Annotated in this window: 16 protein-coding genes; all 16 read right to left on the reverse strand. The window is 65.3% G+C overall.

The annotated features are described in order from the left end of the window. Positions 1-6: 6 nt before the first annotated feature. The 16 genes from AC54AF_RS07745 to ybaK all read right to left on the reverse strand — a co-directional run bounded on the left by AC54AF_RS07745 (position 7) and on the right by ybaK (position 16219). A complete protein-coding gene (locus AC54AF_RS07745; protein ID WP_496636078.1) occupies positions 7-1122 on the reverse strand; it encodes a fatty acid desaturase family protein in 1116 nt (371 codons plus the stop codon). Further along, positions 1119-2231, reverse strand: a complete 1113-nt coding sequence (locus AC54AF_RS07750; RefSeq protein ID WP_496636079.1) for a sterol desaturase family protein — start codon at positions 2229-2231, stop codon at positions 1119-1121. Before AC54AF_RS07750 ends, AC54AF_RS07745 begins: the two co-directional genes overlap by 4 nt. Continuing rightward, entirely contained in the window at positions 2228-2869 is a 642-nt protein-coding gene (locus AC54AF_RS07755) for a phosphatase PAP2 family protein (RefSeq protein WP_496636080.1), read from the reverse strand. The genes AC54AF_RS07750 and AC54AF_RS07755 overlap by 4 nt, the downstream gene beginning before the upstream one ends. Next, positions 2866-4161, reverse strand: coding sequence for a F390 synthetase-related protein (locus AC54AF_RS07760; protein WP_496636081.1), 1296 nt, complete (start codon positions 4159-4161; stop codon positions 2866-2868). The genes AC54AF_RS07755 and AC54AF_RS07760 overlap by 4 nt, the downstream gene beginning before the upstream one ends. After that, a complete protein-coding gene (locus AC54AF_RS07765; RefSeq protein WP_496636082.1) occupies positions 4158-4988 on the reverse strand; it encodes an MBL fold metallo-hydrolase in 831 nt (276 codons plus the stop codon). The genes AC54AF_RS07760 and AC54AF_RS07765 overlap by 4 nt, the downstream gene beginning before the upstream one ends. Continuing rightward, on the reverse strand, positions 4981-6018 hold the full coding sequence (locus AC54AF_RS07770) for an NAD-dependent epimerase/dehydratase family protein (RefSeq protein WP_496636083.1): 1038 nt from the start codon (positions 6016-6018) through the stop codon (positions 4981-4983). The genes AC54AF_RS07765 and AC54AF_RS07770 overlap by 8 nt, the downstream gene beginning before the upstream one ends. 10 nt (positions 6019-6028) lie before the next feature. After that, positions 6029-7009: a 3-oxoacyl-[acyl-carrier-protein] synthase III C-terminal domain-containing protein gene (locus tag AC54AF_RS07775; RefSeq protein ID WP_131685418.1), complete on the reverse strand. Its 981-nt coding sequence runs from the start codon at positions 7007-7009 to the stop codon at positions 6029-6031. Positions 7010-7048: 39 nt separating this feature from the next. After that, a complete protein-coding gene (locus tag AC54AF_RS07780) occupies positions 7049-7957 on the reverse strand; it encodes an ion transporter (protein ID WP_496636084.1) in 909 nt (302 codons plus the stop codon). A gap of 69 nt (positions 7958-8026) precedes the next feature. Further along, entirely contained in the window at positions 8027-9751 is a 1725-nt protein-coding gene (locus tag AC54AF_RS07785) for a cation:proton antiporter domain-containing protein (protein WP_496636085.1), read from the reverse strand. 137 nt (positions 9752-9888) lie between these two features. Next, on the reverse strand, positions 9889-11133 hold the full coding sequence (locus tag AC54AF_RS07790; protein WP_496636086.1) for a metal-dependent hydrolase: 1245 nt from the start codon (positions 11131-11133) through the stop codon (positions 9889-9891). 41 nt (positions 11134-11174) lie between these two features. Continuing rightward, entirely contained in the window at positions 11175-12830 is a 1656-nt protein-coding gene (locus AC54AF_RS07795) for a GDYXXLXY domain-containing protein (protein ID WP_496636087.1), read from the reverse strand. Beyond that, entirely contained in the window at positions 12827-13792 is a 966-nt protein-coding gene (locus AC54AF_RS07800; RefSeq protein WP_496636088.1) for a DUF2157 domain-containing protein, read from the reverse strand. The genes AC54AF_RS07795 and AC54AF_RS07800 overlap by 4 nt, the downstream gene beginning before the upstream one ends. Before the next feature lie 33 nt (positions 13793-13825). Then, the gene (locus tag AC54AF_RS07805; RefSeq protein ID WP_496636089.1) at positions 13826-14116 is read right to left on the reverse strand and encodes a DUF427 domain-containing protein; all 291 of its coding nucleotides are present in this window, start codon (positions 14114-14116) and stop codon (positions 13826-13828) included. A gap of 70 nt (positions 14117-14186) precedes the next feature. After that, positions 14187-14849, reverse strand: a complete 663-nt coding sequence (locus tag AC54AF_RS07810) for a DsbA family oxidoreductase (RefSeq protein WP_496636090.1) — start codon at positions 14847-14849, stop codon at positions 14187-14189. A gap of 128 nt (positions 14850-14977) precedes the next feature. Next, complete coding sequence (gene plsY / locus AC54AF_RS07815; protein WP_496636091.1) at positions 14978-15622, reverse strand: glycerol-3-phosphate 1-O-acyltransferase PlsY; 645 nt, start codon at positions 15620-15622, stop codon at positions 14978-14980. A gap of 105 nt (positions 15623-15727) precedes the next feature. Continuing rightward, on the reverse strand, positions 15728-16219 hold the full coding sequence (gene ybaK, locus AC54AF_RS07820; RefSeq protein ID WP_496636092.1) for a Cys-tRNA(Pro) deacylase: 492 nt from the start codon (positions 16217-16219) through the stop codon (positions 15728-15730). Positions 16220-16244 lie beyond the last annotated feature (25 nt).

Genomic DNA, 16244 nt, shown 5'->3' on the forward strand with positions numbered 1-16244 from the left:
GATTCGTCAGGACTTTGTGGGCGGCTGGCCCATGGCGCGCAGGAATTGCTGCTGTGAGGCGTGCAGCTGGCCGTAACCGAGTTCGCGGTACACGAGGCCGTGGCGTGGCGCCAGTTCGGCCAGGATGCGCGCCAGCGCCGGATAGTGGCGGTGATTCCAGGTGGGGAACAAATGGTGCGTCAGGTGCAGATTCAAGCCGCCGAGCCAGTAACCGAGCCAGCGCAGGGCGCGCGGCCTCGGCGTCCAGTCGCAGGCCGTATAAAACGTGTGCTGGTACCAGTCGTGCGGCAGGGTGCCGTCTGCGCCCGGCTGGAAAAACGCCACTTCGGCCCAGTGCGTGCCGAGGATCAGCGCCACCAGCGCGCACGAGGCGATCATCTGCCCCAACAAATACGCGCCCAGCACCACGCCCCAGCCGATACCGTGCTGCGACAGCACCCACATGGGCAGCGCCAGCACCAGCGCCACGTGGCCCAGCTTCCAGCCCAGGAACGACAGCCAGCCGCGCCAACCCTGCAGGCGGCTGTGCGCGGCCACGGGCGTCTTGCCGAAGCGGTCCAGCCAGTCGCCATACCAGTTCAAATACGGCAGCGACAGGGCCGCCACCACGGGCCAGTACAGGTATTGATAGCGGTACTGCGGCGACCAGCGTTGGAACGGTGTCTGGCGCAGGAAGGGATTCGGTTCCGTGTCGAGGTCATAGCCTTCCACGTTGGCATACGTGTGATGGAAGTGCACGTGGCGGATGGTCCAGAAATCCGTGTCCACGCCGACGGGCAAGCCCACCAGGCGGATCAGCACGCGGTTCCAGGCTCCCTGGCGGAAGACGGCGCTATGAGCCGCGTCGTGCAGGGTATTCATGGCTAGCGCCATGGCCGCGACCAGACAAGCGACATAGCTGGCGACAAACGGCCAGGTGCTGCCGGCATTCAAGGCCAGCGCATACAGCCCCGCCGTCAGCGCGGCCAGGAACACGGCTTTCGCCTGCATGCGCAGGTCGCCGAAGCGGTGTTTTCCTTCGCTGGCCAGGTAGGCGTCGGCGCGCGCGCGCAATTCGCGGCGGAAGGCGGAATCACGGGCAGGCTGGAAGCGCAGCGGCGGCAGAGGTGGCACAGGCGTCACGCGCGCGTCCCCGCCGCGGCCGGCCACCACAGGCGGCGCGCGCCGTCGAGGCCGTGCGCCAGCAGCGCGGCCAAAAACACCATGCCCCACGCATCGCGCGCGCCATACCAGCCCAGGAACAGCAGCGGCATGGCCACGGCGATGGCGACCCAGGCGATGGCGCCCCAACGTCGCGCATCGGACAGGCCGCCCAGCGCCAGGGTGCCGCCAAAGATCAGCGCGAACAGGATGGCTTGCTGCGAGCCAGCCAGCACCGCTTCGTGGTTGACGTAATAGATCACCAGGCCAAACAGGATCACGCCGCCGCTGCCGATGAACAGTTCGGGCACTTCGAACGTGCCGCGCGACTGCCAGTGGGGAAAGCGCGCGCGCAGCCATGTGAACAGCTTGCCGTTGCTGGCCAGCAGGGGGTTGTGCGTCGGTGTCATGCCCTTCACGCCATAGCGCATTTCCACGCCCTCGAGTTCAGGCTGGAAGCTGCCGAACAGCCGGTCCCACAGCAGCAGGGTGCCGCCGAAATTGCGGTTGATGTAGCGTTTATCCGTGCCGTGGTGCACGCGGTGGTGCGAGGGCGTGACCATGAAACGATCCAGGATGCCGGACTTGTTCACCAGCGCATTGTGGTTATAGAACTGCACCGTGTAATGCAGGGACGAGACGACGAGGAAGATTTCCAGCGGCACGCCCAGCACGGCCAGGATGGCGATGAAGGGGAAATTCGTCAGCGACGAATACCAGGAGTTGCGCACGCCCAGCGACAGGTTGAAATGCTCGCCCTGGTGGTGCACCACGTGCACGGCCCACAGCAAGGGGATTTTATGGTGCAGCCGGTGCATCCAGTAAAAGCACAAATCCCAGGCAAAAAAGGCGAAGACCCATTGCGCCGCCACCGGCCACTGGTCGACGAGGTGCAGGTTCACATGGCGCAGCAGCAGGGCAAAAGCCGCCACTTCCACGCCGCGGAACACCCACATCAGGATATGGCCCGAATTGAGGTTGAAGATCACGTCCTTCCACGGCACGGGTGTCTTGCGTACCCATTTGAGGATCAGCAGTTCGGCCAGCACGAAGGCCAGCATGATCAAGAACGACAGGGCAAAAGGATTCATCGTGGTGCGGTTTTCAAGGAAACGGCGCGGCGGGCAGCCAAGGATACCTGCATTTTCGCCAGCATGCCGCCGGCGATGCCAACAAACAGGCCGGCAGCCAGGTCGATGCTCACGTGCCGGCGCAGCGCGATGATGGCGTAGCAGATGGCCACGCCCAGCACTACGGCCAGCGCGGAGCGCGCCAGGTGGCGTTTGTCGCACAAGGCCCACACGCACAGCAAGGTCAGGGCGCCATGCAGCGAAGGCAGGCAGTTTTGCGCGGAGTCAAACGACTGCAGCAGGCGCAGCGCCTGCGTGCTCCAGGCACTGCCTTCACCGACGGGCGGATACGCGAGCGTGGTCGGATACAGCAGGAAGACCACGCCGCAGACCAGAGCAGCAAGCGCCATGGCGCGCGCCAGCCAGCGCACCCTCGCCGCCTCGGCCGCCAGGTAAGCGTACGGGATCAGGATGAAAAAGGACAGGTACAGCCAGATGGCGGCGTCGCTGTAGGGAATGGCGCGGTCGATGGCCGTCTCGGGCAGCAGCACGCCCTGCCCTTGCAGCACATCGCTGGAAAAATACACGAGGCCGACGCTGCCCCAGCCGGCCAGCAGGTGCAGCAGGCGGCCGCGTACGTTCATGGAAGAAGGGTTCATGCGCTGGCAAGGCGCCGGATGCGGCGCCGTTTCATGGTGGGGTCAAAGGGAGGCAGTTCGCCGCTCACCGTCCAGGCCAGGCCGTCGACGGCCACGCCGAGGCCCTGCAGCACCGTTGCCAGGTGCGCGCGCAGGGCGGCCAGGCCGGCATCGTCCAGGGCCGCGTGCAGCTGCAAGGAGCAATCGCCCGACTGCACCAGGCGATAATCGGCGTCCGGCGGCAAGGCTTGCGCGAAGGCCCGCGTCAGCACGTCGGCAAACACGGCGACGGGGGCGCCGCCGTTCGCCGATGGCAAGAACAGCATGTCGTCGCAGCGCCCTTCGATGCCGTCGATGGCGCGCGTGGCGCGGCCGCACGGGCATGGCGTGGCGCGCGCGAGCAGGATATCGTCGAGGCGGTAGCGCACGATAGGCTGCGTGATGCGCGTAAAGTCCGTAATCACGGGCACGAAGCGCCGCTGTTCCCCATCGAGCCACTGCGGCTCGATATGCACGTACTCTTCGTTCAGGTGCAGCACGCCGTGCTCGCAGCTGCTGGCAAGAAAACCCTCGGTGGCCTGGTAGATTTCATGCACGGCGCCGAACGCCTGCACGATCAGCGCGCGGTCCTGCGCTTCCAGCACTTCGGCCACCGAGATGACTTTTTTCGGCGCCAGCGCCAGGCTGCCGTCGATGACGCGCAAGGCCAGCTGGCGCAGCACCTGGGCCGGCGCGACGATGACGGTGGGGCGATATCGCGCCAGCTGCGCGCACAGGCTGTCGAACGGCTCGAACAAATCGTAGAACGCAAAGGTCAGCCACGGCGAGCGCACGGCGGTGTACAGATTGCTGTTCGCGCGCAGGAACAGCGCCACCCGTTCGCCGGAAAACAGGCCTTCGGGCAGTGCCTTGGCCAGCATCACGCCCGCCCATTGGGCCTTTTCGCGTGGGCTGACGGTAAACACGGCGCGCCGCGACGAGGTGCCCGACGACAGGCCCACCGTGATGTCGCCCACGGCCGGCGTGAAGTCGCGGCTATGCTCGGCCGCCATGGCCGCGTCCATCGCCCGCGCCAACGTCACCCCTTCGGTATTCATGGCGTCGAAATGCTCGAGCATCAGCGCCTTGTTCATGGTCGGCCACCGCGCCAGGGGCAGCGCGCGATAGGGCGCGAAATAGCGGCTGCGCGCGCACAGCGTGTCGATGAAACGCGCCAGTTGCCGCTGCTGATAGGCATCCAGCTGCGCGCGGCTTGCGAAACGCAGACGGCGCGTGCGCCAGTACGACAGCAACAGCCAGACAATACGCTTCACGGGCGGCCCGCCACAGGCAAATAATCGAGCGTATCTTCATGCGTGATGCGGATCTGCGCATTGCCCGACTGGTGCAACTGGTGCAGCCGGTTCAGGGTGGCGTAGTACGGCGCGCGCTTGTGCTGGATGATGAACGACAGTTCGGAAGGTCCGCGCAGCTGCTGGAAACTTTCCGGCACCCAGGCCGCGTCCGACGCCAGCAAGGTCCAGCCTTCGTCCTGCAGCACGAAGGCGCCCAGATGGCCGATCGCGTGGCCGGGCAGGTCGACGATGTAGATTTCGCCCGTGCCGCTGACGTCGCGCCCGTGCGTAAACGGCAGCAGGGCGGCCGGCAAGGCTGTCTCGGGCACGCTGTCGACAAAAGCCAGGCGGTCGGCAATATCGGGCGGCAGCAGCTCGGGCACGAAGGCCTGGCGCACGGCGGCCACGCCGGACAGTCCGCGCACGGCGTCCCAGCCGGTTTTTGACGCCATCAGCCGCGCGCCGGGAAAGTCGCGCAGGCCGGCGATATGGTCGGCGTGGAAGTGCGACAGCAGCAAGGTGTGGATGTCGCCGGGCGACACGCCATGCGCGCGCAGCTGGCCCTGCAGGGATTCATTCTCGTCAAACGAAATCGGCGTCACCCACGCGTACATGCGGTACACGCCTTTCGACGTGGCGGCGCGGAAGTGTTCGGCGTAACCGGTATCCCACAGGTACAGGCCCGCGCGCGTCGCTATCAGGTAGGCGCGCGAAGGGAAGCAGCGGCTGGCCAGCCCGCTGCCTTTCAAGACCATGCAGGAAGGGTGGGTGCAGTGGCCGACGCGAAACGCGGTGATGCTAGCCATTGCGCTCCTTGCCCACCTTGTGCGCCGCCGCTTCCTGGCGCATCCACTGCGCCGTGCGGGCGATGCCTTCCTGCAGGCTGACGATGGGGCGGTAGCCGAGCACCTTGCGCGCCTTGGCGTTATCGAGCGTCATGTCGAAACTGAGCGCGCCGATGCTGTAGGGCGTGAGCGCCGGTTCGCGGCGCGTGAAACGCGAGGCGAACTGCATCAGGCGCGCCACCAGCGCCAGCACGCGGTACGGCACGCTGACAATCTCGAACGGCTGCTGCAAATGCTCGCAAAACAGGGCGCGCAAAATGTCGCACAGGCGCGCCGGCTCGCCATTCGTGATGTTGAAGGCGGCGCCCGAAGCGATGGTCTTGTGCACGGTGGCCAGCCACATCGCATGCACGACATTGTCGACATAGGTGACATCGATGGTGACCGCGCCGCCCCTGGGCAGCGGCAGCTTGCCGCCGCGCTGTTCCAGCACGCGCGCCAGGCGCGGGATCAGCACCTGGTCGTGCGGGCCGAAGATGGCGCGCGGGCGCAGGATCACGCACGTCATGCCGCGATGGCGGTCGACGCAATCCTGCACGAGTTTTTCCGCCATCGCCTTGCTGCGCGCATACGCGTTGACAAAAGAATCGGGACGGAAGGTTTCCGGCACCTCGTAGCGGTTGCGGTAATCGAAATAGATGGCCGGCGTGGAGATGTGCACGAAGCGCGCCACATGCAGGCTGGCGGCCGCGCGCAGCAATTGGGCCGTGGCCGTGACGTTGGCGGCGATGAAGTCGCGCTCCGCGCCCCACGGCGACGACAGCGCGGCGCAGTGCCAGACGGTGTCCATGCCGCGCACCAGCTCGTCGACCTGGCGCGGCGACGCCTGCGCCAGGTCAAGCGCGACGAATTGCGCGCCCATGCGTTCAAGTTCGCGCCCGACGGCGGCGTTGCGGCCCGTGGCGCGCACTTCCACGCCCTGCGCCAGCAGGGTGCGCACGGCATTGCGCCCCAAGCCGCCCGTCGCTCCCGTGACCAGTATCCGCCTCATCACACCACCTTCACAGGTCAAGAATCATGCCGCCGATGGTCAGGCCTGCGGCCGTGCCCATCATCAGCAAACGCTGGCCCGCCACGGCCCGCCCCGTCATCACCGCCTCGTGCAGGGCGGTGGGCAAGGACGCGGCCACCTGGTTGCCGTGCGTTTCAAAGATCTTGATGATTTTAGCATCGGGAACGTCAAGGATGCGCGCCGCATGCGCAAGCCCCAGCGGGCTGGCCTGGTGCGGCACGACCACGTCGACTTTATCCAGGCCCGCGCCCGATTCCTGCATGAGTTCCGCGAGGAAATCCGGCATCACCTTGACGGCCAGGCGGAACACGGCCTTGCCATCCATGCGGAACAGATAGTCGCCCGGTGCGCAGCCGTTGCGCGGGTTGCGCTCGGTGCCGCCGCCGCGAATTTCGCAGTAGCGCCGCCCTTCCGGATACGTGCCCATCTTGTAGGCGCGGATGCCGGCGCTGCCGTCGCCCCGCTCGACAATGACGGCGGCGGCGCCGTCGCCAAAGATCATCGACGCTTCCGGCTCGCTCCAGTCAACCCCGCGCGAGGCGAGGTCGGACGAGACGATGGCGATGCGCCGGTAGGCACCGCCGGCCAGCATGGACGCGGCCACGCGGAAGGCGGCCATGAAACTGAGGCAGCTGGCGTTGACGTCGAAGCTTTGCGTGCCTGGCGGCAAGCCCGCATGTTCGGCAACGAAGCAGGCCGTATTCGGCAAGGCTTGCTCGGGCACGCCACAGGCGCAGATCAGCAGGTCGATGTCGGCCGGACGCAGGCTGGCGTTCTTCAGCGCGTCGAGCAGGGCCGCGGCGCCCAGCTGGCTTTGCGATTCATCGGGTGCGGCGACAAAGCGCGACAGCACCCCGCTCTTGCGCAGGGTGTAGCCGGCCGGATGGCCCAGTTTCTGGTCCAGGCTGGCGGAAGTCACACTATGCGACGGCACGGCTTTGCCCGTCGCGATCAGGCGAACTGGAATCATGTTGGCCTTAAAGAAAGTAAAGTAAATACGGTCTAGAAATTAATCGCGTGCCAGGGGCGGCAGATCGACACCGCAGTTCTTGCAGAAATTGGCATCGTCATCGAGCCCTTCTTTCAGGCACGTGGGGCAGGTACGCGTGGTGACCAGCTTGGAACTGCGCTGTACCGTCATTTCCGCGCTGATAATGCCGGTAGGCACTGCCAGGATGCCCCAGCCGAGCAGCATCATCAGCGAAGCGATGGTGCGCCCGATGTCGGTCTTCGGCGTGATATCGCCGAAACCCACGGTGGTCATGGTGCTGATGGCCCAGTATATCGACGTGGGGATACTGCTGAAACCGTTTTCCGGCCCTTCCACGACATACATCACAGTACCTAACAGAAAGACCACCATCATGACGAAAGACAAGAAAATGAGGATCTTGCGCCGGCTGGCCAGCAGCGCCCGCCCCAGCACCGTGTATTCGTGTACATACGACGTCAGCTTGAGGATGCGGAACATGCGCAGCAGGCGCAAAATACGCACGTCGATCAGCACGTGCGCGCCCGGCAGCAGCAAGCCGATGTAGGTCGGCACGATGGCCAGCAAGTCGATGATGCCGAAAAAACTCTTGGCGTAGCGCACCGGATGCTGCAGGCACGACAGGCGGGCGCAATATTCGATGGTAAATAAAATGGTGAAAAACCACTCCAGCGCCGTCAGCCAGGTGCCATAGCGCTCGGCCACGGAGGCGACACTGCTGAGCACGACCACCGTCACGCTGATCAGGATGGCAGCGATCAGCAGCAAATCGAAGGCGCGGCCCGTGCGCGTTTCCGCCTCGAAAATGACGGTGTACACCTGCTCGCGCCAGCCCCGCTCGGGCTTGCCAAATTTTTGCTGCGTTTCCTGCGCCGCCAGTTGCTGCGGCGTCAGGGGCGCAGCGCCGCTCTTCGTCGCGGCTTTCATGTGGGTAGTATTCTCATATACTATTATTGTATAGATAATTGACCAGGCACGGCGACACGCACGGCTGCACTACGACAGCTTTTTCGCCAGCAACACGGCATTGCGCCGGTCGCGCTCGGCTTGCACGATGTCCGTCGTGCGCGCCTCCGAGAGGCCCACCGTGTGCAGCACCGTGGCCGTCAGCTGCAGCGCCGATTCCAGCGCCTCGGGCACGACCAGGGTAGCGCCCGCCTGTATCAGGGCCACTGCATGCGCCTCGTCGCGCGCGCGCGCATACACGGGCAGCTGCGGATATTCGCGGCGGATCGATTTGACGGCGTGCAGCACGGAGGCCGCGTGGTCCATGGTCAGCACCACGGCGGCAGCCCGGTCCGCATTGACCTTTTGCAACAGCTCCGCGCGCGACGCATCGCCGAAATACACGGGGAAACCGCGCGGATGCAGCGTCGTCACCAGCCGTGCATCATTTTCAATCGCCACGTACGCGATATCCTGCTCCGTCAGCACCTTGGCCAGCAACTGCCCCACCCGGCCGAAACCGGCGATGATGACGGTGCTGCCCTGTGGCGGCGGGGCGCCGTGCGCCAGGTCGGCCAGCTGATGGTGGTGGCGCTGTTCCCACCAGTTGCCGAAAGCGCGCGCCGCCTTGGCCAGCGCGGGCGTGGCGAACAGACTCAAGCCCACCACCAGCATGACGAACTGCGCCACCTGCGGGCCGATCAGTTTCGTGCCCAGTGCATACGCGACGACGATGAAGGCAAATTCGCCGCCCTGCCCCAGCAGCACGCCCGTTTCCACGGCACGGCCCCAGTGAAAGCCGCCGATGCGGAAAATCACGCTGATGACGAGGGTTTTCAAGGCAAACAGGCTCAGCACGGCCAGCGGAATCAAGACCGGCGACTTGAGGATTTCGCGCACGTCGATCTGCATGCCCACCGACATGAAGAACAAGCCCATCAGCAAACCCTTGAAGGGCTCGATCGTCACTTCCACTTCGTGACGGAATTCCGTTTCCGCCAGCAGCAGGCCGGCCAGCAAGGCGCCCAGCGCCATCGACAGGCCCGCCAGGTAGGTCAGGCCCGCGATGCCCAGGGTGCTGAGCAGGGTCAATGCCATGAACACGTCGGGCTGGCGTTTCTTGACGAAGAACTGGAACAGGGGGCGGATGACCCTGCGTCCCAGCAGATAGATGAGCAAAATGGCGCCGGCCGATTTCACGGCAGCAAAGCTGAGCAGATACGCGAGGTCGTCGCTGCGCCCGCTGGCGAACACGTCGATCAGGATGAACAGCGGCACCACCATCAGATCCTGGAACATCAAAATGGAAAAGCCCGCCTGGCCGGCCGGGGTTTGCAGGGAGCGCTGATCGGTCAGCAACTGCATCACCACGGCCGTGGACGACAGCGACAGCACCAGCCCCAGCACGATGGATGCTTCCAGCGACAGGCCAAAGTAATACGCGACGCCGCCGATCAGGCAGGCGCTGACAGCCACCTGCCCCACGCCCGCGCCGAATACCCAGCGCCGCAGCGCCCACAGCCGCTCCGTCGACAGTTCCAGGCCGATCATGAACATCAAAAACATCACGCCCAGCTCGGCCAGGCCGCTAACCTGCTCGGCACGCACGAACGAGAAATACGTCAGCCACGTGAAGTCGCCGGCCCACAGGCCGAAGCCGAAGGGGCCGAACAGGGCGCCCACGGCCAGGAAGCCGAGCACCTGGTTGACCTTCAGGCGTTGCAATAGCGGGATAAAAATCCCGGCCAGGGCGAGAAACAGCAGGGTTTCTCGCAAGTAAGGTAAGGCGTGCTGCTCTTCCAAAATAGTCCTAACTAATATCATTCTTGCTGAATTGGTAGTGTCGCATGCGGGGCCACGGCGAAGCAGGCCCACACGCGATATTTTTTACCTAAGAGCAACACATCCGTTCTCTATTTCGGCGGCGCCAGCAGGTCGGCACGGGGACGGTCCCAGCCCGGCACGTAGGCGGGACACGGCCGGCTGCGGAACTGCTGCAGTTCCACCGTTGTAAAGTTGGGCAACATGCCGGGATTGAAACGCACGTCGGTCAGCTTGTCCGCCTTCAGCCTGGGCATGCGGGCAAAGCGGAACCAGGCATCGACATAGCAATTGTCCTGTTGCAGCGCGCGCAAGGCGGCCAGGCTGCCCGCCGCCTGGGTGGAGACGGCGATGCCGGGCGCCAGCTGCTGTCCCCGCTTGCCCGTTTCGGCCAGCCCGGCCGGGCAGGCGGCCGGCGCCAGCGATGCGGGAAGCAAGCTCAATGTGCCGCGCCGCAAGGTGTAGACATCCGCCTTGGCGTCCGTCTTGCTGTCGAGCGAGACATAGATCCAGCACAGGGGGTTGCTGGGGAACGCCGTCATCGCCACATCCCACACGCGCGTGCCGGGGTCCAGCCGCTGCACGACCGCCTCGATGCGCGCACGGCCGAGGGCCGAGGCCACGCCCTGCGTGCCGATGAAAGTGGCGGCCAGCGCGAAGGCCAGCAGCAACGCTCCGCGTCCCCGCTCGCCGGCCCGTCCTTGCAGCACAGCCAGCACCACGCCCAGCCCCAGCAGAATGGCCAGCGAGGCCGTCGCCAGATAGGTTTTATAGGTGAAGAAACACAGGGCCGCCGCCAGCCCCGCCAGCAGCACGCTTTTGACGATGCCGTAGCGCAAGGACATGATCACGGGCACGCCCAGCAGCACCCAGAACATCGGTTCGACAATGAAGACCATGTCGCCATACAGCCAGCGGCTGTCAAACGGGTAAAACGGGTGCAAGCCATAGGAATTAAGGAAATCCATGCCCATGTGCAAACAGAAGCCCAGCAGCAGGCAAGCCGCCAGGCCGATGCGGGCGGGCACGCTGCCTTTCAGCAGGCGGCGCGCGCCCGGCCATAGCAGCCACAACAGGGCCAGCAACAGCAGCGCCTGGGGCACAGCCAGCAGCAAGGTATGCGTGTGGCCCCGGTGGTGCAGCATATAGCCGAACGGGCGCGGCAACAGCCTGGTCAGCACCAGGTCCAGGTCGGGCGCGTTGCTGGCAAACCATGCCGAAAACAGAAACAGCGCGCGCCGGGTGCGCTGTGCGGGGGCTTGCGGCTCGGGCGGCAGGCTGCGGTGTACCAGTTCGCCGACCCCGAGGCCGATGACCGAATGCGTAATATTATCCATCGGGCAATTTTACAGGACGCCCGCCCCCGCGTGCGCGTGCGCTACAGCTTTTCCAGCTCCGGCCCGCGCATGCCCACCAGCAAGGCGCGGCCATCGGGCAGCACGCGGAACTCGCCATAACGGGCCTTTTCCCAGCGCGCCGCCTCGCCTTCCTTGAAGAACCAGGCGTCGCTGACGAGCACCCAGTTGCCATCTTTCGGCGTCAGTTCGAGCAGGAATTCGCCGGGCGCCAGCGCCTCCCTGGTGTACGGACGCAGCAGTTCTGCCACCCCGCGCGCATCGCGCGTGGCCACCACGAGGGGCCGGCCTGGCGCCCTGTCCACGCTGGCCAGAGTGGAGAGGACGCCCAGGTTGACGAAATTGAGGCGCATGTAGTCGCCCTGCATCAGTGAGCGGGGATCGACGGGTTCCAGCGCCACGAAGATAGCTTCCCCCTTGGCAATCAGCTGCTCTTTCTGCCAGATGCCGCCATTGGCGACCAGCAACACCAGCAGCAAGCCGCCCAGCAGGCCCAGGCGCACGGCGCGGTGTTCGGCCACTGCGCTCACCGGTTTGCTTTCCACCAGGTGCAGCACGCCGCCGCGCATGGCCAGCCACGACAGGGCGCACAGCACGGCGCCGGCCACGGCCAGCAGTGCCGCCTTGCTGGCCAGCGGCCAGGCCAGCTGATAATAAAAGCTGCCGAGTATCCACGCTGCCGCCAGCGCGGCCGCCACGGCCACGCGCGTGCGCCCGCTCGTCAGACAATACGCGAGGATCAGCAGCACGGGACCGAGCGCCGGCATGAACCAGGACAGCACGACCAGCACCAGCGCCACGCCGATGGCGGGCAACTGGCGCAGCGCCGGCCAGCGCCAGCCCGTCCAAACGGCGGCCGCCAAGGCCAGCACGAGCGACACCCCGTTCAATGCCTGCGCATACCAGGCGCCAGCCTGGTGCCGGGTCACTTCGCGCGCCACGTCGCCGGCAAAACCACCGCCCAAGGCGCCGCCCAGCATGAAGGTCATGCCGGACCAGAAGACCAGGCCCAGCAAGATGGCCAGCACCCAGCCCGTCGACAGCGATTCCAGGAAGGTGGCGACGGGCGCGCCGCGGCCATCGTTGAAAGCCTGTTTTTGCAGCCAGTGCACGCCCAGCCAGAATGCCAGGGCCAGCATCCAGGCCAGATACAGTAGCGTGGGGTCGTTCTCGAAAAGCCAGTCGGTCCCGCTATCGACGATGCCCAGCGCCAGCAAGCCGCAGGAGACCACGCCCAGCAGCACGCGCAGCCAGTCGCGCGGCAAGGCGGCTGCCACCACCAGGCACGCCAGGCACAGCAGCGAGGAAGCCATCTGCGTGGAATAGTCGCGGTACAGGGCATAACCGAGCAAGCCGCCGCCTACCAGCAGGCAAGGCACGGCCAGTTGCTCGACAAACAGCGCCACGCCGCGCGTGCGGATCAGCAGCACGGCCACCACCAGCACGATGGCGGCCACGACATACGCGCCGGGGCCGTGGCGCACCACGCTTTCCAGGCCCACACCCAAGGCAATCATCAGGGGAATGGCGGCCAGCCAGGCGCCGAAGGCCGTCATCAGTACCAGCGGCCACGGCCGGACATCCTGCACGGGACGGCTGGTACCCGACGGCAACAAACCGGCGCGCGTGGCGTCGTCGATCAGGGTGGCGAGCGCATCAGCGCGGTTCACGTTACTCATGCTGCCTCCCGGCGCGTGCGCCACAGGATGCCTTGCACGGTCAGCGCCAGCAGCACGGCAGCAAACAAACCCAGCATGGCCAGTCTGCCGACGCCATCGCCATTCCCACCTCCGTTGAGCAGCACGCGCGCCAGGCCGCCCACCAGCAAGGTGTTGACGCCCAGCGCGACGGCGCTCAGGCCGAACACGTCAAAGAACCGGCGCGTGGCCAGTACGATGGCGGCGATGGCCAGCAAGGCCAAACCCGCCCAGTACGGCGATTCGACCTCGCTGCCGAACAGGGCGCTGACGGCCGTGCCCGTGACGAGGATGGTGGCCAGCACCAGACCCAGACGCAAGGCCCAGCTGCCCGCGCCCGTCCAGCGCGCCAGCAGGGGCGAGACAAACGCACAGGCAATCAGCACAGTCAGCCAGCCGCTGACAAAAATGGACAAATCGGTCGAATCGATGCGCCAGCTATGGCGCGCATGCGCCTGCATCCACAGGGTGGCGGCCGTCGACACGATCAGCACCCACGGCGTCCACAGCACGTCGCTGCGCGCCACCAGGCACAGGGGCAAGGCCAGCGCGGCCCACAGGGCGAACAGCTGCCACGGATCGGCGCCCGTCTGATAGGTCTGGCCGAAATACGCGAACAGGCCGCCGATGGCCAGCAAGGCCAGCAGCAGCAAGGGCACGCGGGCCTTGGGCACGGCAAACGCGCCCACGCAGGCGGCGGCGAATACACCTTGCAGCAGGGCAAAACGGCCCATGCGCCCCAGCTCTTCCCAGTTGGCGGCGACCCAGCAGATCAAACCCATGCCCAGCAGCGCGGCACCCAGCACGGCCACGCCGCGCGGCAGCCAGTAGGCCAGGCGCGCCGGCTCGCGCTGGAAGCCGGCCACTTCCTGCAACTGCCGGGTTTGTTGGGCATCGAGCGCGTTGGCCGAGGCGAGTTGGTACACGGCGAGGCGTAAATCCATCGTCTGCTTTCTATTGATTTTTAGTATGGCGCGTCAGCGCTCGACGCTCACGCCGCGCCAGAAGGCGACGTGGCCGGCAATTTGCTTGGCGGCATCCTTGGGCTGGGGGTAATACCAGGCCGCGTTGGCGTTCGTCTGGCCATCGACGACGAGGTCGTAATAGCTGGCCGTGCCCTTCCACGGGCAGGTGCTCGTGTGACTGCTGGGACGCAGGCAGGCCTGCGCCACTGTAGCGAAAGGAAAATATACATTGTTTTCAACGACTTGCACCTGTGCATCGGTGGCTTGCGCGATGACGGCGCCATTCCAGCTGGCTGTTGGCATTTGACTATCCTCCCTCTGCGCCGAGTGTAGCGCAAAAAGTCCGCCATGGCGCGCGCCGTTGGCGCTCCGTTCAGCCGCCGCTGATGATCTGGCGCAAGGCTTGCTCGAACACTTCGGGCGGCTGGCCGCCGGAAATCAGGTGGCGCTCGTTGATGATGACGGCGGGCACCGAATTGATGCCGTTCTGCTGGTAGAACTGCTCCTGCGCGCGCACCTCGTCCGCATAGGTACCGGACGCCAGCACCTCGGCCGCTTTCACGCTGTCCAGGCCCACCCTGCCGGCCACGGCCAGCAAGACCGCGTGCGAGGACGGATCCTGTCCTTGCGTGAAATACGCATCGAACAGCGCCATCTTGAGTTCTTTCTGGCGCCCTTCCAGTCCGGCCCAGTGCAGCAGACGGTGCGCATCAAACGTGTTGTAGATGCGGCCGCGCTTGTCCATGGCGAAGGTAAAGCCCAGCTGCTCGCCGCGCGCGCGGATCGCTTCGCGCGATTGCGCCATCTGTTCCGGGGTGGAACCGTATTTGCGGGCGATGTGTTCGCCGATATCCTCGCCTTCGGCCGGCATATTGGCGTTCAGTTCGAAAGGCTGGAAGTGGATCTCGGCCTGGACGGTGTCTTGCAGCTTGGCCAGCGCCTGCTCCAGCGACTTCAGGCCGATCACGCACCAGGGACAGGAAACGTCGGAAACGAAATCGATACGGATGGGAGTGGGTGTGGCGGAAACAGTCATGGGGGGCAGCCTTTGCGCGGGTCGGTGGCGACCGCACCGCGCGGCGCCGCAAGGTTGGGGTCAGTTCCTTCGGAATCGGTATGCGCCCTATTAGGCCGCTTACCCCCGGCGGGTCTGACCCCGGCATTTTACTTCTTCTTCGCGGGCACCTTGGCCCCATCCTTCTTGCCGCCGATCTTGCTTTCCTTGCCAGAGAGCAAGTTAGCGATGTTCTGGCTGTGACGGTAAGCGAGCAGCACGCTCATGATGATGACGGACAGCAAGATGGGATCGACGCCGAACAGCAAGCCATAGTAAAACGGCGCGAACAGGGCCGCCACCAGCGCTGCCAGCGAGGAATAGCGGAAGGCATAGGCGATGATCAGCCAGGTGGCCAGGGTGGCCAGGCCCAGCCAGGGATTGATGCCCAGCAACACACCGAGGGCCGTGGCCACGCCCTTGCCGCCGACAAAGCGGAAGAACACGGGCCACAAATGGCCGAGGAAGACGGCGATGGCGACCAGGGCCACGGCCACGTCGCCCACGCCCAGCGCGGTGGAAAAATGGTCGGCCAGGAACACGGCCAGCCAGCCCTTGGCGCCATCGCCCAGCAGGGTCATGATGGCCGCGCCCTTGTTGCCGCTGCGCAGCACATTGGTGGCGCCCGGATTTTTCGAGCCGTAGGTGCGCGGATCGGCAATGCCGTAGACCTTGCTCATCACCACGGCAAACGATATCGAGCCGAGCAAGTAAGCGGCCACTGTCATTGCCACGGTTGTGATTACTGGATTCATTTCTTCCCTTTATTGTGTTTATTACACCAGCATCGAGGCTGGCGCAGCAGAATATACACCAGCGCCCCGCCTGCGGACAGGGCGGGGTCTGGTTTTCTCAATTTCTTAATCCTGCAAGGCGCACTGCACCGGCTTGGCGTTCAGTAAATCGAGCAGCACCTGCGGCGCCAGCGAGACGAGGAAACCGCGCCGCCCGCCATTGATGTAGATGCGGTCGAGCGCCAGGATGGATTGCTCCACATACACGGGCATGGCCTTCTTCGTGCCGAACGGCGACGTGCCGCCGATCATGTAGCCGGAATGGCGCTGCGCCACCTCGGGCTTGCACGGCTCGACGGACTTGCAGCCGATGCCGCGCGCCAGGTTCTTGGTCGACACCTTGCAATCGCCATGCATGAGTACGATCATCGGCTTGGCCGCCTCGTCCTGCATCACCAGGGTCTTGATCACCGCGTGCTCGGGCACTCCCAGCTCGCGCGCCGAGACGCTGGTGCCGCCGTGCTCCTCGTACGGATACGGGTGTTCTTCGAAGGAAACGTGATGCTTGCGCAGCAGCTGCGTCGCCTGAGTTTCGGAAATATGCTCTTTTTTAGCCATGCGTGATACGCTGATCGTTCAGTGA

The sequence above is a fragment of the Janthinobacterium sp. JF4 genome (assembly GCF_059617925.1).

What these genes read in the sequence shown, in the direction of transcription:
- AC54AF_RS07750 (WP_496636079.1), bottom strand. Translation starts at nt 2,231, where the DNA reads ATGAATCCTTTTGCCCTGTCGTTCTTGATCATGCTGGCCTTCGTGCTG.
- AC54AF_RS07755 (WP_496636080.1), bottom strand. Translation starts at nt 2,869, where the DNA reads ATGAACCCTTCTTCCATGAACGTACGCGGCCGCCTGCTGCACCTGCTG.
- AC54AF_RS07765 (WP_496636082.1), bottom strand. Translation starts at nt 4,988, where the DNA reads ATGGCTAGCATCACCGCGTTTCGCGTCGGCCACTGCACCCACCCTTCC.
- AC54AF_RS07770 (WP_496636083.1), bottom strand. Translation starts at nt 6,018, where the DNA reads ATGAGGCGGATACTGGTCACGGGAGCGACGGGCGGCTTGGGGCGCAAT.
- AC54AF_RS07775 (WP_131685418.1), bottom strand. Translation starts at nt 7,009, where the DNA reads ATGATTCCAGTTCGCCTGATCGCGACGGGCAAAGCCGTGCCGTCGCAT.
- AC54AF_RS07780 (WP_496636084.1), bottom strand. Translation starts at nt 7,957, where the DNA reads ATGAAAGCCGCGACGAAGAGCGGCGCTGCGCCCCTGACGCCGCAGCAA.
- AC54AF_RS07790 (WP_496636086.1), bottom strand. Translation starts at nt 11,133, where the DNA reads ATGGATAATATTACGCATTCGGTCATCGGCCTCGGGGTCGGCGAACTG.
- AC54AF_RS07795 (WP_496636087.1), bottom strand. Translation starts at nt 12,830, where the DNA reads ATGAGTAACGTGAACCGCGCTGATGCGCTCGCCACCCTGATCGACGAC.
- AC54AF_RS07800 (WP_496636088.1), bottom strand. Translation starts at nt 13,792, where the DNA reads ATGGATTTACGCCTCGCCGTGTACCAACTCGCCTCGGCCAACGCGCTC.
- AC54AF_RS07805 (WP_496636089.1), bottom strand. Translation starts at nt 14,116, where the DNA reads ATGCCAACAGCCAGCTGGAATGGCGCCGTCATCGCGCAAGCCACCGAT.
- AC54AF_RS07810 (WP_496636090.1), bottom strand. Translation starts at nt 14,849, where the DNA reads ATGACTGTTTCCGCCACACCCACTCCCATCCGTATCGATTTCGTTTCC.
- plsY (WP_496636091.1), bottom strand. Translation starts at nt 15,622, where the DNA reads ATGAATCCAGTAATCACAACCGTGGCAATGACAGTGGCCGCTTACTTG.
- ybaK (WP_496636092.1), bottom strand. Translation starts at nt 16,219, where the DNA reads ATGGCTAAAAAAGAGCATATTTCCGAAACTCAGGCGACGCAGCTGCTG.